Source organism: Shinella agrisoli, assembly GCF_046557955.1.
In the GTDB taxonomy this organism is placed as follows: Bacteria; Pseudomonadota; Alphaproteobacteria; order Rhizobiales; family Rhizobiaceae; genus Shinella.
In genome coordinates, this window is record NZ_JBJIEP010000001.1 from 502,480 (window position 1) to 525,152 (window position 22,673).

General features: G+C 66.4%; 22 protein-coding genes. 12 read left to right on the forward strand and 10 right to left on the reverse strand.

Features of this window, described 5'->3' with window-relative positions; all coding sequences use genetic code 11:
- Positions 1 to 29 precede the first annotated feature (29 nt).
- The 5 genes from ACIIOY_RS02425 (at position 30) to ACIIOY_RS02445 (ending at position 4,440) form a co-directional block, all read left to right on the forward strand.
- Entirely contained in the window at positions 30 to 923 is an 894-nt protein-coding gene (locus tag ACIIOY_RS02425; RefSeq protein ID WP_411033010.1) for a LysR substrate-binding domain-containing protein, read from the forward strand.
- Positions 924 to 1,144: 221 nt separating this feature from the next.
- Positions 1,145 to 2,377, forward strand: a complete 1,233-nt coding sequence (locus ACIIOY_RS02430) for a urate hydroxylase PuuD (protein WP_411033011.1) — start codon at positions 1,145 to 1,147, stop codon at positions 2,375 to 2,377.
- A 5-nt stretch (positions 2,378 to 2,382) separates the two neighbouring features.
- On the forward strand, positions 2,383 to 3,690 hold the full coding sequence (guaD, locus tag ACIIOY_RS02435) for a guanine deaminase (RefSeq protein ID WP_411033012.1): 1,308 nt from the start codon (positions 2,383 to 2,385) through the stop codon (positions 3,688 to 3,690).
- Between the two features lie 149 nt (positions 3,691 to 3,839).
- Positions 3,840 to 4,043, forward strand: coding sequence for a type II toxin-antitoxin system HigB family toxin (locus tag ACIIOY_RS02440; protein WP_411033013.1), 204 nt, complete (start codon positions 3,840 to 3,842; stop codon positions 4,041 to 4,043).
- Positions 4,036 to 4,440 carry a hypothetical protein gene (locus tag ACIIOY_RS02445; protein ID WP_411033014.1) on the forward strand — a complete coding sequence of 135 codons (405 nt, stop codon included), beginning with the start codon at positions 4,036 to 4,038 and terminating at the stop codon, positions 4,438 to 4,440. The genes ACIIOY_RS02440 and ACIIOY_RS02445 overlap by 8 nt, the downstream gene beginning before the upstream one ends.
- A 4-nt stretch (positions 4,441 to 4,444) precedes the next feature.
- On the opposite strand, the gene uraH is transcribed toward ACIIOY_RS02445, so the two are convergent.
- Genes uraH through puuE form a run of 4 tightly spaced genes read right to left on the reverse strand, consistent with a single transcriptional unit; the run spans position 4,445 to position 6,789 of the window.
- Positions 4,445 to 4,807: a hydroxyisourate hydrolase gene (gene uraH / locus ACIIOY_RS02450; protein ID WP_411033015.1), complete on the reverse strand. Its 363-nt coding sequence runs from the start codon at positions 4,805 to 4,807 to the stop codon at positions 4,445 to 4,447.
- Between the two features lie 9 nt (positions 4,808 to 4,816).
- The gene (locus ACIIOY_RS02455) at positions 4,817 to 5,311 is read right to left on the reverse strand and encodes an ureidoglycolate lyase (RefSeq protein WP_411033016.1); all 495 of its coding nucleotides are present in this window, start codon (positions 5,309 to 5,311) and stop codon (positions 4,817 to 4,819) included.
- Positions 5,312 to 5,362: 51 nt separating this feature from the next.
- A complete protein-coding gene (uraD, locus tag ACIIOY_RS02460) occupies positions 5,363 to 5,860 on the reverse strand; it encodes a 2-oxo-4-hydroxy-4-carboxy-5-ureidoimidazoline decarboxylase (protein ID WP_411033017.1) in 498 nt (165 codons plus the stop codon).
- On the reverse strand, positions 5,857 to 6,789 hold the full coding sequence (puuE, locus tag ACIIOY_RS02465) for an allantoinase PuuE (protein WP_411033018.1): 933 nt from the start codon (positions 6,787 to 6,789) through the stop codon (positions 5,857 to 5,859). The genes uraD and puuE overlap by 4 nt, the downstream gene beginning before the upstream one ends.
- A gap of 117 nt (positions 6,790 to 6,906) precedes the next feature.
- Between puuE and ACIIOY_RS02470 the strand changes: the two genes are divergently transcribed.
- Complete coding sequence (locus tag ACIIOY_RS02470; protein ID WP_411033019.1) at positions 6,907 to 7,299, forward strand: PRC-barrel domain-containing protein; 393 nt, start codon at positions 6,907 to 6,909, stop codon at positions 7,297 to 7,299.
- A gap of 6 nt (positions 7,300 to 7,305) precedes the next feature.
- On the opposite strand, the gene ACIIOY_RS02475 is transcribed toward ACIIOY_RS02470, so the two are convergent.
- Positions 7,306 to 8,484 carry an NAD(P)/FAD-dependent oxidoreductase gene (locus ACIIOY_RS02475; protein WP_411033020.1) on the reverse strand — a complete coding sequence of 393 codons (1,179 nt, stop codon included), beginning with the start codon at positions 8,482 to 8,484 and terminating at the stop codon, positions 7,306 to 7,308.
- On the opposite strand from ACIIOY_RS02475, the gene mnmC2 reads away from it, so the two are divergent.
- Positions 8,483 to 9,205: a tRNA (5-methylaminomethyl-2-thiouridine)(34)-methyltransferase MnmC2 gene (gene mnmC2 / locus ACIIOY_RS02480; RefSeq protein WP_411033021.1), complete on the forward strand. Its 723-nt coding sequence runs from the start codon at positions 8,483 to 8,485 to the stop codon at positions 9,203 to 9,205. The two genes, ACIIOY_RS02475 and mnmC2, sit on opposite strands and share 2 nt — an antisense overlap.
- Positions 9,206 to 9,233: 28 nt before the next feature.
- Here mnmC2 and ACIIOY_RS02485 read toward each other — a convergent pair whose 3' ends face one another.
- Positions 9,234 to 12,875: a PAS-domain containing protein gene (locus ACIIOY_RS02485; protein WP_411033022.1), complete on the reverse strand. Its 3,642-nt coding sequence runs from the start codon at positions 12,873 to 12,875 to the stop codon at positions 9,234 to 9,236.
- Between the two features lie 214 nt (positions 12,876 to 13,089).
- Between ACIIOY_RS02485 and ACIIOY_RS02490 the strand changes: the two genes are divergently transcribed.
- Positions 13,090 to 14,691, forward strand: coding sequence for a trimethylamine methyltransferase family protein (locus ACIIOY_RS02490; protein WP_411033023.1), 1,602 nt, complete (start codon positions 13,090 to 13,092; stop codon positions 14,689 to 14,691).
- Between the two features lie 6 nt (positions 14,692 to 14,697).
- Here ACIIOY_RS02490 and ACIIOY_RS02495 read toward each other — a convergent pair whose 3' ends face one another.
- Positions 14,698 to 15,150, reverse strand: coding sequence for a host attachment protein (locus tag ACIIOY_RS02495; protein WP_411033024.1), 453 nt, complete (start codon positions 15,148 to 15,150; stop codon positions 14,698 to 14,700).
- 554 nt (positions 15,151 to 15,704) lie between these two features.
- On the opposite strand from ACIIOY_RS02495, the gene ACIIOY_RS02500 reads away from it, so the two are divergent.
- Entirely contained in the window at positions 15,705 to 17,135 is a 1,431-nt protein-coding gene (locus ACIIOY_RS02500) for a DEAD/DEAH box helicase (protein ID WP_411033025.1), read from the forward strand.
- Between the two features lie 82 nt (positions 17,136 to 17,217).
- On the opposite strand, the gene ACIIOY_RS02505 is transcribed toward ACIIOY_RS02500, so the two are convergent.
- Positions 17,218 to 18,102: a DMT family transporter gene (locus ACIIOY_RS02505; RefSeq protein ID WP_411033026.1), complete on the reverse strand. Its 885-nt coding sequence runs from the start codon at positions 18,100 to 18,102 to the stop codon at positions 17,218 to 17,220.
- A gap of 346 nt (positions 18,103 to 18,448) precedes the next feature.
- Here ACIIOY_RS02505 and ACIIOY_RS02510 point away from each other — a divergent pair, with 346 nt between their 5' ends.
- The 3 genes from ACIIOY_RS02510 to ACIIOY_RS02520 are packed head-to-tail and all read left to right on the forward strand — an operon-like array spanning position 18,449 to position 21,628.
- Positions 18,449 to 19,843, forward strand: a complete 1,395-nt coding sequence (locus ACIIOY_RS02510; RefSeq protein ID WP_411033050.1) for a circularly permuted type 2 ATP-grasp protein — start codon at positions 18,449 to 18,451, stop codon at positions 19,841 to 19,843.
- 4 nt (positions 19,844 to 19,847) lie between these two features.
- On the forward strand, positions 19,848 to 20,789 hold the full coding sequence (locus ACIIOY_RS02515) for an alpha-E domain-containing protein (protein WP_411033027.1): 942 nt from the start codon (positions 19,848 to 19,850) through the stop codon (positions 20,787 to 20,789).
- Between the two features lie 14 nt (positions 20,790 to 20,803).
- Positions 20,804 to 21,628: a transglutaminase family protein gene (locus ACIIOY_RS02520; RefSeq protein ID WP_411033028.1), complete on the forward strand. Its 825-nt coding sequence runs from the start codon at positions 20,804 to 20,806 to the stop codon at positions 21,626 to 21,628.
- Between the two features lie 33 nt (positions 21,629 to 21,661).
- On the opposite strand, the gene ACIIOY_RS02525 is transcribed toward ACIIOY_RS02520, so the two are convergent.
- Together ACIIOY_RS02525 and ACIIOY_RS02530 are read right to left on the reverse strand one after the other, a co-directional pair.
- Entirely contained in the window at positions 21,662 to 22,348 is a 687-nt protein-coding gene (locus ACIIOY_RS02525; RefSeq protein WP_411033029.1) for a hypothetical protein, read from the reverse strand.
- 178 nt (positions 22,349 to 22,526) lie between these two features.
- Positions 22,527 to 22,673, reverse strand: a 147-nt coding sequence (locus ACIIOY_RS02530) for an aldehyde dehydrogenase family protein (RefSeq protein WP_411033051.1), incomplete at its 5' end; no start/stop codon positions are given.

Genomic DNA, 22,673 nt, shown 5'->3' on the forward strand with positions numbered 1-22,673 from the left:
TCGTCTGCATGCATGAAGAGAACTTGGCCATGAAGATGTCGCGCAACTTTCCGCTCAATGCGCTGCGCGTCTTCGAGGCGGCCGCGCGGCAGGGAAGCTTCACCCGCGCCGGCGACGAGCTGGGCATGACGCAGACCGCCGTCAGCTACCAGATCAAGCTCCTGGAGGAGACGCTCGGCGAGACGCTGTTCCTGCGCCGGCCCCGGCAGGTGACGCTGAGCGAGGCGGGCGAGCGCCTGGCGCCGAAGGTGGCGGAGGGCCTTGCCAAGCTGGCCGAGGCGGTGGCGGACCTGCGCGGCGTCGCGGAGCAGAAGCTGCACATCCACTCGACGCCGACCTTCGCCATGCAATGGCTGAGCCGTACCCTCGGCGACTTCCAGCTCCGGCATCCGAACATCGCCGTCAGGCTTTCCACCTCGCAGGACGTGATCGATTTTGCGAGGGAGGAGGCGGACGTCGCGATCCGCTGGGGCAAGGGCGGCTGGCCCGGGCTCGAATGCCACCGCGTGATGCGCATGAACTTCACGCCCATGCTGAGCCCGGCGCTTGCCGAGACGATCGGCGGCGTGAGCGAGCCGGTCGATCTCCTGAAATTGCCGATCATCAGCGCGCGGGACATCTGGTGGCGCACCTGGTTCGCCGCCGCCGGCATCGAGAACCCCGGCCTCGACCGCTTCCCGCCGAACGAGCTCGGCACCCAGACGATAGACGCGCAGGTGGCGATGGCCGGCCAGGGCGTCGCCATCCTCAACCCCGGCCATTTCCGCGCCGAGGTCGCCGCCGGCCGGCTCTACCAGCCCTTCGCGCTGACCTGCAACGACGGGCGCGACTACTGGCTCGCCTACCCGCAAAACCGCCGCAACATCCGGAAGATCCGCGCCTTCCGCGACTGGATCCTCGCGGTGATGCCGGTGGAGGCATAGGCCCGGCATCTCTTCCCCGAGGGCAGGTCTATCGTTATGAGATCATGCGGGGTGCCTCCCGCCGCGCCAAAACGAAGCCACCACACACAGTTTTCAGAGGCGACGCTTTCGCGCGCCCCGCGCGGGGCCGTTCCGGCACGCGCGCGGTGCCTCACCCCTTCCCTCACCCGCGAATCTTGCGCAATGTACGGAAGAAAAGACGCCGGAAGGGAACGTTGCGCATGTACGAATACGCCATCGCCTGGGAATGGGTGACCTTCGCGGTCCGCTGGCTGCACGTCGTCACCGCCATCGCCTGGATCGGCTCGTCCTTCTACTTCATCGCGCTGGACCTCGGCCTCGTGAAGCGGCCGCATCTTCCGCCGGGCGCCTATGGCGAGGAATGGCAGGTGCACGGCGGCGGCTTCTACCATATCCAGAAATACCTCGTGGCCCCGGCCTCCATGCCGGAGCACCTGACCTGGTTCAAATGGGAAAGCTACTTCACCTGGCTTTCCGGCTTCGCGCTGCTCTGTCTCGTCTATTACGGCGGCGCCGACCTCTTCCTTATCGACCGCACCGTGCTCGACATCTCGACGCCGGTCGCCATCCTCATCTCGCTCGCCTCGCTGGCGCTGGGCTGGATCCTCTACGACCTCCTGTGCAAGTCGCCGCTCGGCAGGAACACCTGGGGGCTGATGATCGTCCTCTACTTTATCCTCGTCGCGATGGCCTGGGGCTATACGCAGGTCTTTTCCGGCAGGGCCGCCTTCCTCCATCTCGGCGCCTTCACCGCGACGATCATGTCGGCGAACGTCTTCTTCATCATCATGCCGAACCAGCGCGTCGTCGTCGCGGACCTCATCGCCGGCCGCACGCCGGACCCGAAATACGGCGTCATCGCCAAGCAGCGCTCCACCCACAACAACTACCTGACGCTGCCCGTCATCTTCTTCATGCTGTCGAACCACTATCCGCTCGCCTTCGCCACGGCCTTCAACTGGATCATCGCCGCCCTCGTCTTCCTGATGGGCGTGACGATCCGGCACTGGTTCAACACGACCCATGCCCGCAAGGGAAAGCCGACCTGGACCTGGCTCGTCACCGCCATCCTCTTCGTCATCATCATGTGGCTTTCCACGGCGCCGAAGGTGCTGACCGGGACGAGCGCCGATGCCGGCCTTGCGCCCTCGGCCGAGCGTTTCGCGCAAAACAGCCATTTCCCCGCCGTTCGCGATCTCGTCTCGACGCGCTGCTCCATGTGCCACGCGGCCGAGCCCGTCTGGGAGGGCCTGCGCGCCGCGCCGAAGGACATCGTGCTCGAAAGCGACTCCGCGATTGCCCTGCACGCCCGCGAGATCTATCTGCAGGCGGGGCGCAGCCACGCCATGCCGCCGGGCAACGTCACCGGCATGACGGGGCAGGAGCGCGCCCTCATAAACGCCTGGTTCGAGACCGCCGCAGAAGGAAGCTGACCGCCATGACCAAGACCCTCATCCGCGGACGCCTGCTCTCCTTCCTCCGCCGGCCGGAATCGCTCGAGGACGCGTCGAGCTACCGCTACGAGGAGGACGGCGGCCTCCTCATCGAGGACGGCAGGATCGCGGCCTTCGGCCCCTATGCCGCGGTGCGCGCCGAAGCGCCGGCCGACGCGGAGGAGACCGACCACCGGCCGCACCTCGTCCTGCCGGGCCTCATCGACACGCATGTGCATTTCCCGCAGATGCAGGTGATCGGCTCCTATGCCGCCAACCTCCTCGAATGGCTGAACACCTACACCTTCCCCGAGGAGTGCCGTTTCGTCGAAAGTGAGCATGCCGCCCGCATCGCCCGCCACTTCTACGACGAGATGGTCCGCCACGGAACGACGACCGCGGTCGCCTATTGCTCGGTGCACAAGGCCTCGGCCGACGCCTATTTCGCGGAAGCCCTGAGGCGCGGCATGCGCATGGTCGGCGGCAAGGTGATGATGGACCGCAACGCGCCCCAGGGCCTCTTGGATACCCCCCAGATGGGCTATGACGAGACCCGCGCGGTGATCGCCGAGTGGCACGGCAAGGGCCGCAACCACGTCGCCATCACGCCGCGCTTCGCCATCACCTCCACGCCGGCGCAGATGGAGATGGCGGCGGCGCTCGCCCGCGAATTCCCGGACCTTCACATCCAGACGCACCTTTCCGAGAACCACGACGAGATCCGCTTCACGAGCGAACTCTATCCGGACGCCATCGACTATACCGACGTCTACGCGCGGTACGGCCTGCTCGGGCCGAAAAGCCTCTTCGGCCATTGCATCCACCTCTCCGAACGGGAGGCGGACGCGATGAGCGAGGCGGGCGCGGTGGCCGTGCACTGCCCCACCTCCAACCTCTTCCTCGGCTCCGGCCTCTTCCCGCTCAAGAGCCTGTCGCGGCGGGAACGGCCGGTGCGCATCGCGCTTGCCACCGACGTCGGCGGCGGCACGAGCTATTCCATGCTGAAGACGATGGACGAGGCCTACAAGATCCAGCAGTTGCTCGGCGAGCGGCTGAACCCGTTGGAAAGCTTCTACCACATGACGCTCGGCAATGCCGAAGCGCTTTCCCTCTCCGACCGCATCGGCACGCTGGAGGCGGGCACCGATGCCGACTTCGTGGTCCTCGACGCCGCCGCCACGCCTGCCATGGCGCTGAAGATGGAGGTGGTGCGCTCGCTGACCGACGAACTCTTCCTGCTCCAGACGCTCGGCGACGACCGCGCGGTGCGCGAGACTTACGTGGCCGGTAAGGCGGTGAAGGCAACGTTATGATACGAACCACGGCGAGGTCGGGAGGTTAGCGTGCGTGTCATCGCCAGAAAGACGCTCAAGGATTTCATCGCGCGCCTTGCCGGGCACAAGGATTGCAAAGCCGTCGAAAGCGCGCTCAACGCCTGGTTCCACGAGGTTCGCACGGCTCGATGGGAGACCTCCGGTACGTCAAGCGGCTTTATGCGACCGCCAGCATCGTCAACGCCGAACGCATCGTCTTCAACATCAAAGGCAACGCCTACCGCTTGGTGGTGGCCATCGACTTCGACAAACAGATCGTCTGGATCAAGTGGATTGGAACCCACAACGAGTATGATAGGATAGACGTATCGAAGGTGGAGTACGATGGCTGATCTAAAACCGATCCGTTCCTCGCAGGACTACGAGGATGCGCTTGCCGAGATGAAAGCACTCTGGGGAACGGCCACGGGCACCCCTGCAGGCGACCGGCTGGAGATTCTGGCGACCCTCGTCGATGCTTATGAGGCGGAGCATTTTCCAATCGATGCGCCGAGTCCGCAAGAGGCGTCGCAATTCCGCAGCGAACAGCAAGCTCCCACGCGCTCCGGAACCTCGGCGCGTTTCGAGATTTACAAGGACATGAACGGTGCCTATCGATTCCGCTTCAAGGTGAACAGCGAGGTACTGTTCACGTCCGACGCCTATCCAAACAAATCGCTGCTATTAGCGGTCATCGACACGCTTCGCGCGGGCGCCGCCTCATCCATCGTATATGACGAGGCGGCCTGATAGATCAGCTGCCGCGATAGGTCGAGTAGCCGTAGGGTGAAAGCAGCAGCGGGACGTGGTAGTGGCTTGCCGGGTCCGCCACGCCGAAGCGCAGCGGGATGCGGTCGAGAAACGCGGGCTCCGGCAGCGCCGCGCCGCCGGCGCGCAGGTAGTCCCCGGCATGGAAGACGAGCTCGTAGGTGCCGGCCATGAAGCCCACCCCTTCGACCAGTGCTCCGTCCACCCGGCCGTCGCCGTTCGTCGTGACGGTGGTGATGTGCTGGCGCTCCTCGTTCTCGATCCAGTAGAGGTCGATCTTCAGGCCCGCGGCGGGCTTGCCGAGCGCGGTGTCGAGGACATGGGTCGTCAGGCGGCCGGGCTTGTTCATGGCTCCCTCTCAGGGTTCGTCGATGATGAAGGGGGTGTCGAAGAAATATTCTTCCAGGTTGACGCCGCCGCCGAGGCGGTCGACGACGAGGAAGTCGCTGACGGCGCCGACGGCGATCAGCGGATGGTGCCAGACGTTGCGGCGGTAGTTGACGCCCTGCCGCCCGCCGGCGCGGAATACCTGCGGCCTGCCGGGCCTGCCGCCCTCGTCCCCGGCCACCACGACGAGCCAGGGCCGGTCGTCGAGCGGCGAGAAGCTCTGGCTGCCGAAGGGGTGGCGTTCCATCATGCCGACCTCATAGGGGAAGGCGCGCGGGCTGCCGCGGAAGATGTTGATGACGACCCGGGCGTCCTCGCCGACGGCCTCGGCTTCGGCGAGCGCATGATAGCGCTCCGTCGTGCCGCCGTTGATATGGCGCATCGCGGCGGGATCGGCCTCGATCACCGAACCGAACGGTGCGAAGGCCTGCTGGGTCAAAGGCTGGATCGTCAGTCTTTCAGCCATCGGACAGCCCTCCCGGGGAGAGGAAGGGCGGTCGTTGGTGGTCGGGCATTGTCAATCTCCGGGGAGGGCAGCCTTCAATCTCAGGAGCGCGATGCGCTCCACCTCGTTCTTCGCGGTCTCGAACTCCTCTTCGGCCGTATTGCCGATGCGGGCCTCGAAGGCCGCGAGGATATCGTCCTTGGTAAGCCCCTTCACGGCGATGATAAAGGGGAAGCCGAATTTTTCCGTATAGGCGGCGTTGAGTTCCGTGAAGCGGGCATGCTCGGCCGGGCTCAACCGGTCGAGGCCGGCGCCCGCCTGCTCCCTGCGGCTGTCCTCGGTCAGTTCGCCGGCGATCGCCAGCCTGCCGGCAAGGTCCGGGTGGGCGGTGAGCACGCCGAGCTGCTCTGCCCGGCTCGCCTTGCGGAAGGCGTCCGTCAGCGCGGCATGCACGCCCTTCGCCGTCAGCGGCAGCGGGACGGTGCCGGCATCGAGCGCCCGCTCGGCGATGAAGGGCGAGTGTTCGAAGACGCCGCCGAAGCGGGCGAGGAAATCGGCGCGGTCGATCATGCGTCCCTGCCCTTCGACGGATGGTGGTTGTCGATCCAGTGGCGCGCGATGTCGATGCGGCGCGGTATCCACACCTTCTCGTGGCCGAGCACGTAATCTACGAAGCGGGCGAGCGCGGCGGCGCGCCCCGGCCGGCCGACGAGGCGGCAGTGCAGGCCGATGTTTAGCATCTTCGGGCTGCCCTCCTCGCCCTCCTGGTAGAGCACGTCGAAGGCGTCCTTCAGGTAGTTGAAGAACTGGTCGCCGGCGTTGAAGCCCTGCGCGGTGGCGAAACGCATGTCGTTCGTCTCCAGCGTATAGGGGATGATGAGGAACGGCTCGCCGTCAAGGCCGGGAACGAAGTAGGGCAAGTCGTCCGCATAGGAATCGGAGGAATAGACGAAACCGCCCTCCTCCATGACGAGGCGCAGCGTGTTGGCCGAGGGCTTGCCCTGGTACATGCCGAGCGGGTGGGAGCCGGTCAGTTCCTTGTGCAGGCGCACGGCCTCGCGGATGTGCTCGCGCTCCTTCTCCTCCGGGAAATCCTTGTATTCCAGCCAGCGGTAGCCGTGGCTGGCGATCTCCCAGCCGGCTTCCTTCATCGCGGCGACGGCTTCCGGGTTGCGGGCCATGGCAAGCGTCACGCCGTAGACGGTGGTGGTGACGTTTCGGCTGGTGAAGAGCCGGTGCAGGCGCCAGAAGCCGGCGCGCGCGCCGTATTCGTAGATCGATTCCATGTTGAGGTTGCGCTGGCCGGCCCAGGGCTGCGCGCCGACGATCTCCGAGAGCAGGCATTCCGATGCCGGATCGCCGTCGAGGATGCAGCTTTCGCCGCCCTCCTCGTAGTTCACCACGAACTGCACGGCGATGTTGGCATCGCCCGGCCAGCGCACTTTCGGCGGATTGCGGCCATAGCCGATCAGGTCGCGCGGATAAGTCTTCTCGGTCATTCAATCACCTCGGGAATGGCGGAAACCGTAGCACCGGACGGTCGGAAACCGAATTGAATCCGGTGCATAACCTCACACAGGAACCATTACCGCCTGCGCCCGTTTCCTGTCCATCACATGCAAGGAGAAACACCTATGGTCATGCAGGACGCAAACATTCGCGAAACCCAGGAGCTGATCGCCAGCGACAAGGTCGAGGGAACCGCGGTCTATGGCGCCGACGGCAAGCATATCGGCTCGGTCGAGCGCCTGATCCTCGACAAGCGCAGCGGCCGCGTCTCCTATGCGGTTCTCAGCTTCGGCGGCTTCCTCGGCATCGGCCACGACCATTATCCGCTGCCCTGGAGCAAGCTGAACTACGACGAAGGCCTCGGCGGCTACCGCGTCGACGTGACGAAGGAGCAGGTCGAGAGCGCGCCGCACTATGAAAGCGATGCCGAATACGAATGGAACCGCCGCAACGGCAAGGTGATCCACGACTATTACGGCGTTCCGCCCTATTGGGTTTAAGAGGGCCTAGATTCGTCCGGCTTCCTCGAAGTGGGCCGCGATGGTGAACGAGGGCGGCACGGCGAGCGTGCCGCCCTCGATTTCGTCGAGCAGGGCGCGCGCCAGGGCATGCGCAAGGCCGAAGCTCACCTTGAAGCCTCCCGTCATCAGGCTGAGATTTGCGTGGTCCGGATGGCGGCCGACCATCGGGTCGCGGCCGATCGCTTTCGGCCGCAGGCCGGCCCAGCGTTCGACGACGGGTGCATCCGCCAGGACCGGCGCCATCCGCCGCGCTTTTCCGATCAGGGCGTCGAGAAGCCCATCCGTGCTCCTCGGGTCGGCAAATCGGTTTTCGCTGGTGCTTCCGACGGCCACCAGCCCGTTTTCATGCGGCACGATGTAGAGGCCGTCCGCGAAAATCACCGGAAGCGACGGATCGACCGCCGCCTTGAGCAGGGCGGCCTGTCCTTTCACCGCCGAGCCGACCGGCCTGTCAAGCGGCGGGCCGAGGGGGAAGAGCAAGGCGAAGGTCTCGACCCCGGCCGCAAGAACACAATTGCCGAATGCGAGGCGGCTGCCGTCGCCGAGGACGGCGATGCCGGCGGCCGGGTCGATCGCCGCAACGCCGACATCCTCGACAACCGTGACATTGGCCAGCCGGTCGAGCGCGGCCCGCAACGCGGCAAGCAGCCGGCGCGGCGCAAGGCGGGCGGCAAGATGGTCGCGGACGAGCCCGCATTCCATCGCCGCCGCGGCCGGCCAGCCGGCAACGGGCGCGGCGTCCAGCACCTCGAAGGCGAAGGCACGGCCGGGCGTGCGCCATGCGGAAAGGGCATCCTGCGCATGGCCGAGCGCGATGTCGCGGTTATGGGGCTTTGCCAGCGGGATGAGGCGGCCGGAGCGGCGGTAACCGGTGGAAAGCCCGGTTTCGCTCTCCAGCGCCGCTACTTCCGCTTCGAGCGAGACCAGCGCCTCGAACTGGAAGGCCTTCTTGGCGTTCCAGCGGTCCGGCAGGTGCGGCATCAGCGCGCCCAGCACGCCGCCGCTGGCCCCGGCGCCGATGTTCCTCTTCTCGACGAGGCGGACGGAAAGCCCCTCGCGGCCGGCGAAGAGCGCGGTCCAGAGGCCCATGACCCCGCCGCCGGCGACGAGGAGGTCCACGGCCGGTTGACCGGCGGCCTTCACGCGACTATCGGCATCTGCCATGGCTGACCGCAATCCTGAAAACGCATCCCGGACCGAAGCGGCCCTCGACTGGCACGAGGGCGATATGCCCTATTCCCGCACGTTTGACGACCACTTTTATTGCCGCAGCGACGGGCGCCTGGAATGCGGCCATGTCTTTATTGCCGGCAACGGCCTGCCGCATCGCTGGCAGCGCGGGGGTCCCTTCCGCATCGCCGAGCTCGGCTTCGGCACCGGCCTCAACCTCTGCGAGACCTGGCGGCAATGGCGGATGACGGCGCCGGAGGGAGCGAGCCTCCGCTTCACCTCCTTCGAGCGCTTCCCGATGGCGCGCGGCGACATCGGCCGTGCCCTCTCGCACTGGCCGGAGATCGACCGGGAACGCGCGATCCTCACCGCCGCATGGCCGGATGCGCCGGCGGGCCGTGTCGAGATCGACCTGGAGCCGCGCGTCCGCCTCACCGTCGTCTGCGGCGCTGCGCTGGAAAGCCTCGCCCGGGAGGAAACGCCCTTCGACGCCTGGTATCTCGACGGGTTTGCCCCTTCCCGCAACCCGGACATGTGGTCGGCGGAGCTGATGGCCGAGGTCTTCCGCCTCACCGCTCCCGGCGGACGCTTCGCGACCTACGCGGCGGCGGGCTTCGTGCGGCGCAACCTTACCGCCGCGGGTTTTATGGTCGAGCGCCGGCCGGGCTTTGCCCGAAAGCGCGAAATGCTGTGCGGGGAAAAGCCGGTAGCCTAGCGCGTTCCGGCAGGGCGTATGGCGGCGCTCAATGCTGCGTGGCGCTCGCCGGCTTGGCCTTTGCGCGCCTCAGCCAGCGGTCGATCTTTTCCTCCAGCTTCTCAATGCTGATCGGCTTCGTCAGGTAGTCGTCCATGCCGGCGGCAAGGCATTCCTCGCGGTCGCCGTCGAGCACATGCGCGGTCACGGCGACGATCGGCACGCGCCGGCCGGTGCCGCTTTCGAGTTCGCGGATCGCCCGGCTCGCCTGAAGGCCGTTCATCACCGGCATGGACATGTCCATCAGGACCATGCCGGGACGGCTCGCACGGTAGGCCTCGATCGCCTCCGCGCCGTTGCCGACAATGCGGAAATGCAGTCCCGATGCCGTCAGCATCTGGGTAAAGAGGATCTGGTTCACCTCGTTGTCCTCGGCGACCAGCACGTCCAGCGCCCCGCCGTCGGCGGCGGCCGGCGCCGCCGTGTGCGGACGAAGCGGGAGGACCTTGCCCTCGCCCGCGCCCGAGGAGCCCTTCGGAGCCCGCATCGCGCGCAGCACCTCGCAGACCGTCTCACGCAGGAGATCGGCGCGAACCGGCTTCATGAGGTGGGCCTGGATATCCTGCGAGGAGAGCAGCGGATCCTCCGCCGGCAGGTTCATGGAGGTGAGCACGATGAGCGAGATGCCGGCGGTCGCGGCGCCCTCGCGCAGCGAACGCACGAAGCCGGGCGAATGGTCCGGCCGGTAGTCGAGGAGGATGGCATCCACCGCAACGCCCATGTCGGCCGCCGCGGCAAGCACGGCGAGAGCTTCCGTTTCGGAACCGACCGCCGTGGCGTCGAACCCCCAGTCGAGCAGCATGTCGTGCGCGGCCTTGCGGGAAAGGTCGTGCGCATCGACGACGAGGATGCGCGCACCCGACGTCCTCGCCGGCACGATGCGGGCCGGCAGCGAGGCGGCGGCAAGCGCCATCGGCAGCCGCACCGTGAAGACCGATCCCTTGCCGACCTCGCTCGCTGCCGTCAGCGTGCCACCGAAAAGGCGCGTCAGGCCCTCGGTGATGGCAAGGCCGAGGCCCGTGCCCTCGTGCCGGCGTGTGGAGGACGCATCGACCTGCGAGAACTTCTCGAAGATCGATTCCATTTTCTCGGCCGGGATGCCCGCGCCGGTGTCCTCGACGCGGATGACGAGCTCGACGCCGCCCTCGGTGTCATGCGAGGCGAGGTCGATCAGCACGTGGCCGCGGTCGGTGAACTTGACGGCATTGCCGACCAGGTTGGTGACGATCTGGCGGAAGCGGCCGGCATCGCCCATCACGGCCGCCGGCATGTTGGCCGCGCCGCGCACGACGAGCTCGATGTCCTTTTCCGCGGCCTTGGCCGACAGCAGCGTCGCCACGTCCTCGATCGCCTCGACGGGGCTGAAGGCGACGTCGCGCAGCGTCATCTGGCCCGCGTCGATCTTGGAGAAGTCGAGGATGTCGTTGATGATCGTCAGCAGCGCGTTGCCGGACTTCACCATGATGTCGATGAAGGTCTTCTGGCGCGTATCGAGATTGGATTTGGCGAGCAGCTCGGCCATGCCGAGCACGCCGTTCATGGGCGTGCGGATTTCATGGCTCATGTTGGCCAGGAACTCCGACTTCGCCTTGTCCGCCGTCTCGGCGCGGGTGACGAGCCGGCGCAGCTCGTCCTCGCGGCTCTTGAGATCGGTGATGTCCGAGAAGACGATGACACTGCGGCCGCGGCTCGTCGGCGTCACGTCGAGTCGCAGCCAGCGCTTGTAGCCGCTGAACACCGTCAGCGAGGCCGGCTTGCCGGTGAAGAGGATCCGGCCGAATTCACGGGCGTCGACCGGCTCCTCGCCGAGGAAGCCGGGTATCTTCCGATCGATGCAGCTTTGCAGGATGTCGTCGACGCGCGCGCCGGGCTGAAGCAGGTGCGGCGGCACGGCGATCATCGTGCAGAGCGCCTCGTTGGAGAGCACCACCGCGCCGTCCTCCAGGATCAGCAATCCCTGGCTCATCGAGGAGACCGCGTCCTTGACGAGACTGCCGACCTCTTCGAGGGCGCTGCGGGTCTTGAGGACCTCCCGCTCGCGTTCGCGCCGCTCGGTAATGTCGATATAGGTCAGGAGGCAGCGGCCGCCGGACACCGCGCAGCCCGCCTCGATCACCGTCCGGCCGTTGGCATAGGCAACCTCGCGCACGGGCATTTCTCCGGCGCGAATGCCGGCAAGGCGCTGCTCGTAACCCTCGGGATAGGGACCGCCGTCCCCGCAGATGCCACCCTGCGCCTGCTGGAAACGCAGGAGGTCGTCCAGCGGCCGTCCCTTCATCGGCGGCAGCGCGCCGGCCCACAGTTCCTCGAAGGCGCCGTTCACCAGCTCGATATTGCCCGTCTCCTCCACGACGACGATGCCGACGGGAAGCGATTCCACGACGCTTTCCAGGTCGGCCTTGGCCGCCTCCGCCTGGCGCTGCGCCTCGATCAGCTGGTCCTCGCGTTTCCTCAGCACCGTCGTGTCGGTGATCGAGCCGATCAGGTAGCTCTTCTCGTCGAGCGTCGTGACGCGGTGGAGCCGCGAGATCGACGGCAGGACGGTTCCGTCCGGGCGGATGTGCTCGATCTCGGTCTCCAGCAGTTCGCCGGTGTCGAGCACGAACTGGTACTGCTCGTGGAACGCCTTGCCCTGCTCCGGGTACATTTCGAGCGTGGTGAGGCCGACAAGCTCTTCCGGCTTGCGGCCGGTCAGCTCGACATAGGCCCGGTTGGCGAAGATCATGCGCTGGTTCTCGTCGCGCATGAAGCTTGCGACCGGCAGCTCGTCGAGCAGCGCTCGATAGAGGCTGATCTCCTGCGAATGCTGCTTCAGCCGCCCTTCGCTTTCCTTCAGCGCCGTCACGTCCAGGCGAAGCATGACGAGGGCGCCGTCTTCCTGCCGCTGCGTGACGATGCGCACCCAGCCGCCGGCAAGGCGGACGACGGATTCGTGGAGCGGCAGGTCATAGCTGGCGAGGCGGGCGGCGACCCAGCGCTCGCGCTCGGCGGCCGGCTTGCGCCCCGCTTCGATGTCGTGCAGGGCCTCGGCGACGGCGGCAAGGCTGACAGGGCCGTCCGCAAGCGCGCCGACGAGCCCGCGCAGGAACTCCCGCATGCCGCGGGTGGCATAGCGCAGACGGTCGTCGGCGCCGAAGACGGCGACGCCCGTCCCCACCGCATCGAGCGCCCCTTCGACATGCCCGACGAGGCCGCGGTCCGCCTGCATGGCAGCGGCCGGCGGATCGGCGCCGCCGTTCGTGTTGGCGACCGCAAGGCCCTTCGCCGCCGGCGTCTCGACGGCCGGCGAGAAGAGGCCCACGAGGATGGAGAGCGTCGGAGAAACCCGCTCGCGCTTCAAGGCGATGTCGAAGCTGCCCCCGCCGAAGGGGTGGACATAGCGGGCGCGCTCGGGACTGCCGAAGATCAGGCACCGGCGCTCCGAGTCGTCCCGGTCGCCGTGGCCGAGGGGTTCGCCGACCTCGTCGCTGCGAAGGCCGATCATCTCCGCTGGAGCATGGCCGAAGAGGCGCGCATAGGCCTCGTTCACCGCCAGATAGCGCAGCTCGCTGCTCTTGACGTAGGCCGGGTGCGGATGCGCGCGAACGCGCGCACAAGCCGCCACCAGCAATTCGTCTTGAGATTCAGCCACGCCAAGCGCTCCCCGAAGCGGGACGGAGGGAGAGATTCATACGCCTCGGGGAGTATCATCAATCCTTGAACGGATGGTTAACCGTTCGTTGCCGGAACTTGAGTGGAGGGGCCTCTTATCCACGAGGGCACGCGCCTGTCGCAAATGGCGGGGCATCGCGGCCAAGGATATGCGACAAGGAGGAGAGGCAAACCAGACCGGGGCGGCGCTGCATATGGGTGACGTGATCAAGCTCGAAAATCACCTCGAACAACCGGAAGCCGCCGCGGGCGAGGTCCCCGTCGAGCGCCGGCGCAGAAGCGGCGGGCGCGGCGCGGAGCGCATGCGGCGCGCACCCGCCGCCTCGAAATACCTCAATCTCGTCAACACGACCGCCAGGTCCGCCGTGCTCTCGCAGGACGCCCTGGAGGCGGTCCACCAGGCCTCCCTGACGATCCTCGAGGAGATCGGCATGGACATCATCCTGCCGGAGGCGCGCGAGCGCATGAAGGCGGCGGGCGCCGAGGTGACGCCCGGCACGGACCGGGTGCGCTTCGACCGCGGGCTTATCATGGAGATGATGGCCTGCGTGCCGCCAGGTTTCACCATGCACGCCCGCAACCCGGTGCGCAATGTCGAGATCGGCGGCAACAACCTCGTCTTCGCGCAGGTCGCCTCCGCGCCCTTCGTCTCGGACCGCGAGGGCGGCCGGCGCGCGGGGAACCAGGAGGACTTCCGCAAGCTCGTCAAGCTCGCCCAGTCCTACGACGTGATCCACACGACCGGCGGCTATCCGGTCGAGCCGGTCGACATCCACGCCTCGATCCGCCACCTCGACTGCCTGTCGGATCTCGTGAAGCTGACCGACAAGGTGTTCCACGTCTATTCGCTCGGCAGGCAGCGCAATCTCGACGGCATCGAGATCGCGCGCATCGGCCGCGGCATCTCCATGGAACAGATGGAGCGCGAGCCCTCGCTCTTCACCATCATCAACACCTCCTCGCCGCTGCGCCTCGACGGGCCGATGCTGCAGGGCATCATCGAAATGTCCGCGCGGGGCCAGGTCGTGGTGGTGACGCCCTTCACGCTCGCCGGGGCGATGGCCCCGGTGACGATCGCGGGGGCGGTGGTGCAGCAGAATGCCGAGGCGCTGGCGGGCATCGCCTTCACGCAGATGGTGAGGAAGGGCGCGCCGGTCATGTACGGCGGCTTCACCTCGAACGTCGACATGAAGACGGGCGCGCCCGCCTTCGGCACGCCGGAATACATGAAGGCGGTGATCGCCGGCGGACAGCTCGCCCGCAAGTACAACATCCCCTACCGCACCTCCAACACCAATGCCTCCAACACGCTGGATGCGCAGGCGGCCTACGAATCCGCCTTCTCCCTCTGGGCGCTGACCCAGGGCGGCGGCAATTTCATCATGCATGCGGCCGGCTGGGCGGAGGGCGGGTTGACCGCCTCCTTCGAGAAGTTCATCCTCGACGTCGACATGCTGCAGATGGTGGCGGAATACCTGACGCCGCTCGACGTCAGCGCCGATGCCCTGGGCATCGAGGCGGTGCGCGACGTCGGGCCTGGCGGTCATTTCTTCGGCACGCCGCACACGCTGGCGCGCTACGAGACCGCGTTCTATTCGCCGATCCTTTCCGACTGGCGCAACTTCGAGACATGGACGGAAGCCGGCCGGCCGACCACCTACGACCATGCCAACCGGGTCTTCAAGGAAAGGCTGAATGCCTATGAAAGGCCGCCGCTCGACCCGGCGATCGAGGACGAACTGGACGCGTTCGTCGCAAGGCGCAAGGAAGAGGGCGGCGTTCTGACCGATTTCTGAGCCCGGTCAGGCGTCGAACATGATCGAACGGACGGACGAGATCAGCTTGTCCGTCGGCAGGTTGGAAAAGTTCTTGTCGATCTCAGCCATGGTCAGCGTACGGGTGCGATCCGAGAGCTTGTTGCGCAGGTCGCCCAGCGTCTGCGGCGCGGCGCAGACGACGAGCCGGTCGAACGCGCCTTCGGCGGCATAGTCATCGATGCGGCCGGCGACTTCGGCGGTGAACTTCTGTTGCTCCTCGCGCACCGGGTCGCTGGTATATTCCATGGCGGAGCGGCCGTGGCCGACCGAGGAATAGCTGCGGCCGGGCTTGTCGGCCATGATGTCCTGCGCCTTCTTCGGTTCCAAGCGAAAGACCTCCTGCTCGGGGCTCTGCTGGCCATCCTTCAACAGGTTCACCCCCTTGAGCAGGCGGGCCTGGTTACCGTCGGCGGCGAGAATCCAAGTCGTAGCGGTCATGTTTCACTCCCGTAGCAAGGTTCACGGATACGCAGATCGCTCTGCGTCGAAGAGCATCCAACAGGATTGTGGCAGGATGCGTGCTGATCCAACGCAACGATCGGCGGCATGTTCCGGGTGGCACGCATCATGAAGCTGTTGGAAAGGCACAAGGCCCCCTATCGCTGCATCCCGGACTGGTCAGGCAGATGGCGGAGCACATTTCGCGCCGGACGCCGGATTTCGATGCCGCACGGACACCATGCCATCCGGCCGAAGGCGCCTTCCTTCGCACTCGCGAAAACTAGCGCTTGACTTTTCAGGGCGAAACAACGACATGGATGCCAGCGTCGCCCTTCGGCCGCCGCGTGAGCGAGCCCAGCGATCTCCCGAGACCGGGACGCGAGAAGGAGAAGCGCAAGAGACTGACCTGCCGAACCACGGCGGAAGACTGCGCGAGACGACAATCCAACCCACAAGTTCCCAATTCACGCGGGGTTCTTGACGCCAGACGAAACCGGAAGCGCATGGTGCGTTCCGGCGGATACCGTTTGGCGCCCCCGAAAGGTATTGATTTGACCACGTTCCACGACCTCGGCCTCTCGAAGACCATCGTCGCCACCCTTTCCACGCTCGGCTTCGCCACCGCGACCCCCATCCAGGAAAAGGCCATCCCGCTCGTCATGGAAGGCAGCGACCTGATCGGCCTTGCCCAGACCGGCACCGGCAAGACGGCCGCCTTCGGCCTGCCGATGATCGAAAAGCTCCTCGCCGAAGCCCGCCGCCCCGATCCGCGCAACATCCGCGCCCTCATCCTCGCGCCGACCCGCGAGCTGGTGAACCAGATCGCCGACAACCTGCGCGACTTCGTGAAGAAGACGCCGCTGCGCGTCGTCACCGTCGTCGGCGGCGCATCGATCAACAAGCAGACGGAGATGCTTTCGCGCGGCACCGACATCCTCGTCGCCACGCCCGGCCGCCTGCTCGACCTCGTCGCCCGCAAGGCGGTGACGCTGACGCAGGCCCGCTACCTCGTGCTCGACGAGGCCGACCAGATGCTCGACCTCGGCTTCATCCACGACCTGCGCAAGATCTCGAAGCTCGTGCCGAAGAACCGCCAGACGCTGCTCTTCTCCGCCACCATGCCCAAGCTCATCGCCGAGCTTGCCGGCGAGTACCTCGTAAACCCGAAGAAGGTCGAGGTCACCCCGCCCGGCAAGGCCGCCGACAAGGTGGAGCAGTACGTGCACTTCGTGCCCGGCAAGGACCAGAAGACGCAGATCCTCAAGCAGACGCTCACCGCCAACCCGGACGGCCTCTCGCTCGTCTTCTCGCGCACCAAGCACGGCGCGGAGAAGCTGATGAAGCATCTCGACCACGTCGGCTTCAAGGCCGCCTCGATCCACGGCAACAAGAGCCAGGGCCAGCGCGAACGTGCGCTGAAGGCGTTCCGTGACGGCGAGGTCCGCGTCCTCGTCGCCACCGACGTCGCTGCCCGCGGCATCGACATTCCGGGCGTCACCCACGTCTACAACTACGACCTGCCGGAAGTGCCGGACGCCTACGTCCACCGCATCGGCCGCACGGCCCGCAACGGCCGCGACGGCATTGCCATCGCCTTCTGCGCGCCGGACGAAGCGCACCTCCTGCGCGACATCGAGAAGCTCATGGGCATCAAGATCGCCGTGGCCAGCGGCGAGGCCCCGGCGGAAAGCCTGCCCGGCCCCGGCGGCAAGTCGAAGAAGGGCCGCAACAACCGCGGCGGCGGCCAGCGTTCCGGCAACGGCCGCGCCGGCCAGCGCCCGCAGCGCCAGCCCTTCGGCGACGGCGCGCAGGCAGAAGCCGGTGCATCGGCAGGCGCCAAGCGCCCGCAGCACGGCCGCCCGGCCCAGAAGCAGGGCGAACGCCAGAACCGCAACCATGGCGGCGGCAGCGGCCAGCCCGCCCGCCCGCACCACCGCGGCAAGCCGCGCCGGCCGGAAGGCCAGCACCGCGAACAGGCGTGAGCGGGTGCGATGTTGAACAGGAAACGGCGGGCTTCGGCTCGCCGTTTTCGTTTGTGCGGTTGATGTTGCGGGTGTCGATGCATCACTCCGCCGGCGCGACGTCCTTGCGGTTGGTGAGGTAGACGCCAGCCACGGCGATCACCGTGCCGAGGATCATGGGCGCCGTCAGTTCCTCCCCGAAGATCAGGGCCGCCTGCAGGGCGGCGATGGGCGGGACGAGGTAGATGAGCGAGGCGGCACGCGAGACCTGCCCGCGGCGCAGGAGATAAAGCAGGAGCAGGATCGCCCCCATCGAGATGCCGAGCACGGACCAGGCGAGCAGCGCGGCGAAGGCGAAGCCGAAATCGACGTGCAGGCTTTCCAGCCCGAGCGCGAAGGGGACGGTGACGATCAGCGCTCCGACATATTGCAGCGTGGCGATCGCGCGGATGTCGCCCGTGTGCAGATATTGCTTCTGGTAGATCGTGCCGTATGTGACGGCGGCCATGCCGAGCATGTTGACGACGATCGCGAAGGCCGGGATTTCCACGCCGCCCTGGCCGAAGAATTTCGGCACGACGGCGAGCACGACGCCAAGGAAGCCGAGACAGAGCCCCGCCTTCTGCGAGGTGCTCAGCCGCTCGCCGATGAAGAAGGGGGCCGCGAGCGCCGTCATCAGCGGCTGGAGGGCCGCGATGATCGAAGAGAGCGCCGCCGGCACGCCCTCGCCGATCGCCCACCACACCGCGCCGAGATAGATGCCGTGCAGGAAGGCGCCGGAGACCAGGGCATGCAGGACCGTGCGCGCATCGCGCGGCCAGGTGACGCCCGAGGCGAGGCACAGGCAGGCGAAAAGGACGGCGGCGGCGAGATAGCGGATGGCGAGGAATGTCAGCGGCTCGGAAACGACGGTCGCGAACTTGGCGACGACCCAGCCGGTCGACCAGAGCAGGACGAAAATGGCCGGAGCCAGGCGATCGAGGGACATGGGACTTCCGGCGGAAGGACAATCGGTGCGCGAGCGATAGGCGCACCGCCGCGGATGGTCAAAGGAATTTCCTTGATGCTTAGGTTCAAGGAAAGGCGGCGCGGATCAGTTTTGCGGCATCTGCCCACGCAGCAGGCAATCAGCAGACCTTGCCCGGCGATCCCGGCCCGCAAACCTGCTGCCGTAATCGCGACGGGACCGCCGAAAGCGGGATTCCAGACGCTTCCGGCCTTTCCCAAAGCGGTGTGAGAATTCTTGGCCGCTCATCGAGCATGGTTCTTGCATTGCCCGGAATGTTGTACTCAAATGGCAGAAAATGGGGAACACGCCTTTGGCATTTGATGAAATGATGAACGCGGACTCGAACCCGCGGCAGCCATACGAAAACTACCATGACTGGTATGAAAGACAGGATCGGGCCCGCCTGATCGCCAAATCGAGGGACGCCGAGAACCTCTTCCGGAAAACCGGCATCACCTTCGCGGTCTACGGACACGCAGACAGTTCCGAAAAGCTCATCCCCTTCGACATCATCCCCCGCATCATTTCCGGCCGAGAGTGGCGCAAGCTCGCCCAGGGCATCGAGCAGCGGGTCATCGCCCTCAACGCCTTCCTCGACGACATCTACCACAAGCAGGAAATCATCAAGGCGGGGCGCGTTCCGCGCGAGCTGATCGAGCGCAACGAGGCCTTCCTGCCGCAGATGATCGGCTTCAAGCCGCCGGGCGGCGTCTATACCCACATCGTCGGCACCGACATCGTGCGCACCGGCGAAGACCAGTTCTACGTGCTGGAAGACAATGCCCGCACCCCTTCCGGCGTCAGCTACATGCTGGAAAACCGGGAAACCATGATGCAGATGTTCCCGGAGCTGTTCCATCTCAACAAGGTGCGCCCGGTCGAGGACTATCCCAAGCTCCTGCGCCAGAGCCTTGCCTCGCTCGCCCCGCCCGGCTGTTCGGGCAAGCCGCGCGTCGCCGTCCTGACGCCCGGCATCTTCAACTCCGCCTATTACGAACACGCCTTCCTCGCCGACATGATGGGCGTGGAGCTGGTCGAGGGCTCGGACCTGCGCGTCGTCGACGGCAAGGTGAAGATGCGCACGACCCGCGGCTACGAGGCGATCGACGTCATCTACCGCCGCGTCGACGACGATTTCCTCGATCCCCTCACCTTCCGGCCGGATTCCGCGCTCGGCATCCCGGGCATCATGGATGTCTACAAGGCCGGCAACGTCACCATCGCCAACGCGCCGGGCACCGGCATTTCCGACGACAAGGCGATCTATTCCTACATGCCCGAGATCGTCGAGTTCTACACGGGCCGCAAGGCGCTTCTGGAAAACGTGCCGACCTGGCGCTGCTCGGAAGAAGACAGCCTGAAATACGTGCTCGAACACCTAGAGGAACTGGTGGTCAAGGAGGTGCACGGCTCCGGCGGTTACGGCATGCTCGTAGGCCCCACCGCCTCGAAGAAGGAGTGCGCCGCCTTCGCCGAGAAGCTCAAAAGCCGGCCGGCGAACTACATCGCCCAGCCGACGCTCTCCCTCTCCACCGTTCCCATCCTCGTCAACAAGGGCATTGCGCCCCGGCACGTCGACCTTCGGCCCTACGTGCTCGTTTCCGACAAGGTGCAGATCATTCCCGGCGGGCTGACCCGCGTGGCGCTGAAGGAAGGCTCGCTGGTGGTCAACTCCAGCCAGGGCGGCGGCACGAAGGACACCTGGGTTCTGGAGGACTGAGCCGATGCTGGGACGAACTGCAAACGGCCTCTATTGGATGTTCCGCTATATCGAGCGGGGCGAGAACATCGCCCGCCTCATCGACGCGGGCCTGCGCATGGCTCTGACGCGCTCCGGCTCCTCCGACGAGGACTGGGACGGCGTGTTGCAGAGCGCCGGCGTGCGCGATGACTTCGACGCCGTGCACGACACGCTGACGAGCGCGGACGCCATCGACTACCTCTTGCGCGACCGGGCGAACCCGTCGAGCGTGATGTCCTGCATCGAATCGGCGCGCAACAATGCCCGCATGGTGCGCACGGCGCTGACGCGCGAGACCTGGGAAGCGACCAACGAGTGCTGGATCGAGCTGAAGCAGGTGCTCGCCAAGCGCGCCAAGCCCGCCGACATGCCGGAGATCATCGACACGATCAAGCGGCGCACCGGCCTCATCCGCGGCGCCTTCCACGGCACCATGCTGCGCGACGACATCTACAACTTCTCGCGCATCGGCACCTTCATCGAGCGGGCGGACAACACGGCGCGCATCCTCGACGTGAAGTACTACGTGCTCTTGCCGGCCATCGCCAAGGTGGGCTCCTCGCTCGACAACAAGCAATGGGAATCGATCCTGCGCTCGGTCTCGGCGCACCGCTCCTACAGCTGGGTCTACGACGGCGACTATTCGCCGGCCAACATAGCGGACTTCCTGATCCTCAACGACCGCATGCCCCGCTCGCTCGCCTACAGCTACGACAAGATCGTCAGCAATCTCGGCTATCTCGCCAAGCTCTACGGCGAGAACCACGCGGCGCACGAGACGGCGTCCGCAACGCTGATGCTGCTCAGGAGCCGCAGCATGGACGACATCATGGACCAGGGGCTCCACGAATTCATCGAGGAGTTCATCGTGCACAACAACCGCCTCGGGGAGGAGATCTCCGAGGGCTACCGCTTCTATCGCTAGGCCGGGGGCGAACGATGCGACTGAAGATCAGCCACACGACCGAGTACCATTACGACGATCCGGTGCAGTACTCGCTGCAACGGCTGCGGCTGACGCCGAAGAACCAGCCCGGCCAGACCGTGCGCGACTGGAAGACCACCGTGCACGGCGCGCGCCTCGAAGCGGGCTATACCGACCATTTCGGCAACCATGTCGATCTCGTCAGCACCAATGCCGAGCAGGTGTCGATCCGCATCGTCGCCGAGGGCGAGGTGGAGACGGAGGACCGGGCGGGCGTCTTCGGCCCGCACCAGGGGTTCGTGCCGCTTTGGCTGTATCTGCGCGAGACGCCGCTGACCAGGCCCGGCAAGCTGGTCCGCGACCTCGCCAAGGCTTCGGGCGGCGACAACGAACTGGCGCGCATGCACGACCTCATGGCGAAGATCCACGAGACCGTCGCCTACAGGCCGGGCGAAACCGCCTCCGACACGACGGCCGAGCAGGCATTGGAGAAGAAGCAGGGCGTGTGCCAGGACCACGCGCATATCTTCATCTCCGCCGCGCGCCATCTCGGCATTCCGGCCCGTTACGTCTCCGGCTACCTGTTGATGGACGCGCCCGAGCAGACGGCAAGCCATGCCTGGGCGGACGTGCACCTGCAGGGCCTCGGCTGGGTGGGTTTCGACGCGGCGAACAAGATCTGCCCGGATGAGCGGTACGTGCGCCTTTCCACCGGCCTGGACTACAAGGATGCGGCGCCGGTCTCCGGCATGGTGATGGGCAAGGCGGCGGAAACGATGCACGTCTCCATCACGGTGGAGCCGGCCGCCGGCCAGAGCCAGTCGCAAAGCCAGAGCTGAAGGCGGCAGCCGCAAGGGCTGCCGCGCTTCATCTCAACGGGACGCCGTCTGGAGCAGGCGACACAGTTTCACCAGCGCGGCGTCGTAGCCGCCGCTGTTGATCGTGCCGCAACGCTTGATCAGTTGCATGCGCTCGCTGCGGGAAAGCTGCGAGAACTGGCGCAGGGTTTCCCGGTCCCGGCCGGTCGGGCCGGTGGTGTCGCCGCCGCCTCCCGGATTGCCCGGATTGACGCCGTTATTGTTGCCCAGGCCGAGACCGATATCCACGTCGAGCAGGCTGTCGCCGCCGACTGTCGCATCCACATTCGCCCGAAGGCCCCGGCGGCCGCCCACGGTGGCGTCGACATCGGCGTCCACCAGGCCGCGCGAACCGCCGACCGTCGCATCCACATTCGCCGCAACGCCCCGGCGTCCGCCCACGGTGGCATCGACATCGGCATCCGCCAGACCGCGCGAGCCGCCGACCGTCGCCCTGGCGTCGGCATTGACGCCGCGGGACCCGCCAACGCTTGCCCCGACCCTCGCATCGGCGAGCCCGCTTCTGCCGCCGACCGTCGCATTGACCCCGGCGTTCACGCTGCCGAGGCGGGCCCCGACGCCGACGCCGAGACCGCCCCTCTGCTCCTGGGCGAACCCGTGGGCCGGGACGGCAAGGACCGCCGCGACCAGCAAAGCCGCCGAGAATTTGGGGATCGACACTGCATTTTGTGCTGTAAACATGAGAACCTCCCAATCAGCGGCCGGTCCGGGAATGGACCGGCATCACGAAACGGAAGGTTGAGCTGCCGGCCATGGTTCCCGCCAAACGGCAAGGATCGATCGGCAAGGAAAAGGATGGGTTTAGACCGAAGAGGCAAACCCATCCACCGTGCCGGAACGGCACAGCTGCCGCCGCGTCTCACGCCAGGGTATAGGCCGTCTTGACGGTGGTGTAGAACTCGGCCGCATACTTGCCCTGCTCGCGCGGGCCGTAGGACGAGCCCTTGCGTCCGCCGAAGGGCACGTGGAAGTCGACGCCCGCCGTCGGCAGGTTGACCATCACCAT

What these genes read in the sequence shown, in the direction of transcription:
- ACIIOY_RS02425 (WP_411033010.1), top strand. Translation starts at nt 30, where the DNA reads ATGAAGATGTCGCGCAACTTTCCGCTCAATGCGCTGCGCGTCTTCGAG.
- ACIIOY_RS02445 (WP_411033014.1), top strand. Translation starts at nt 4,036, where the DNA reads ATGGCTGATCTAAAACCGATCCGTTCCTCGCAGGACTACGAGGATGCG.
- ACIIOY_RS02430 (WP_411033011.1), top strand. Translation starts at nt 1,145, where the DNA reads ATGTACGAATACGCCATCGCCTGGGAATGGGTGACCTTCGCGGTCCGC.
- ACIIOY_RS02470 (WP_411033019.1), top strand. Translation starts at nt 6,907, where the DNA reads ATGCAAGGAGAAACACCTATGGTCATGCAGGACGCAAACATTCGCGAA.
- ACIIOY_RS02510 (WP_411033050.1), top strand. Translation starts at nt 18,449, where the DNA reads ATGATGAACGCGGACTCGAACCCGCGGCAGCCATACGAAAACTACCAT.
- mnmC2 (WP_411033021.1), top strand. Translation starts at nt 8,483, where the DNA reads ATGGCTGACCGCAATCCTGAAAACGCATCCCGGACCGAAGCGGCCCTC.
- ACIIOY_RS02440 (WP_411033013.1), top strand. Translation starts at nt 3,840, where the DNA reads ATGGGAGACCTCCGGTACGTCAAGCGGCTTTATGCGACCGCCAGCATC.
- puuE (WP_411033018.1), bottom strand. Translation starts at nt 6,789, where the DNA reads ATGACCGAGAAGACTTATCCGCGCGACCTGATCGGCTATGGCCGCAAT.
- ACIIOY_RS02525 (WP_411033029.1), bottom strand. Translation starts at nt 22,348, where the DNA reads ATGTTTACAGCACAAAATGCAGTGTCGATCCCCAAATTCTCGGCGGCT.
- guaD (WP_411033012.1), top strand. Translation starts at nt 2,383, where the DNA reads ATGACCAAGACCCTCATCCGCGGACGCCTGCTCTCCTTCCTCCGCCGG.
- ACIIOY_RS02515 (WP_411033027.1), top strand. Translation starts at nt 19,848, where the DNA reads ATGCTGGGACGAACTGCAAACGGCCTCTATTGGATGTTCCGCTATATC.
- ACIIOY_RS02455 (WP_411033016.1), bottom strand. Translation starts at nt 5,311, where the DNA reads ATGGCTGAAAGACTGACGATCCAGCCTTTGACCCAGCAGGCCTTCGCA.
- uraH (WP_411033015.1), bottom strand. Translation starts at nt 4,807, where the DNA reads ATGAACAAGCCCGGCCGCCTGACGACCCATGTCCTCGACACCGCGCTC.
- uraD (WP_411033017.1), bottom strand. Translation starts at nt 5,860, where the DNA reads ATGATCGACCGCGCCGATTTCCTCGCCCGCTTCGGCGGCGTCTTCGAA.
- ACIIOY_RS02505 (WP_411033026.1), bottom strand. Translation starts at nt 18,102, where the DNA reads ATGTCCCTCGATCGCCTGGCTCCGGCCATTTTCGTCCTGCTCTGGTCG.
- ACIIOY_RS02495 (WP_411033024.1), bottom strand. Translation starts at nt 15,150, where the DNA reads ATGACCGCTACGACTTGGATTCTCGCCGCCGACGGTAACCAGGCCCGC.
- ACIIOY_RS02490 (WP_411033023.1), top strand. Translation starts at nt 13,090, where the DNA reads ATGGGTGACGTGATCAAGCTCGAAAATCACCTCGAACAACCGGAAGCC.
- ACIIOY_RS02520 (WP_411033028.1), top strand. Translation starts at nt 20,804, where the DNA reads ATGCGACTGAAGATCAGCCACACGACCGAGTACCATTACGACGATCCG.
- ACIIOY_RS02475 (WP_411033020.1), bottom strand. Translation starts at nt 8,484, where the DNA reads ATGGCAGATGCCGATAGTCGCGTGAAGGCCGCCGGTCAACCGGCCGTG.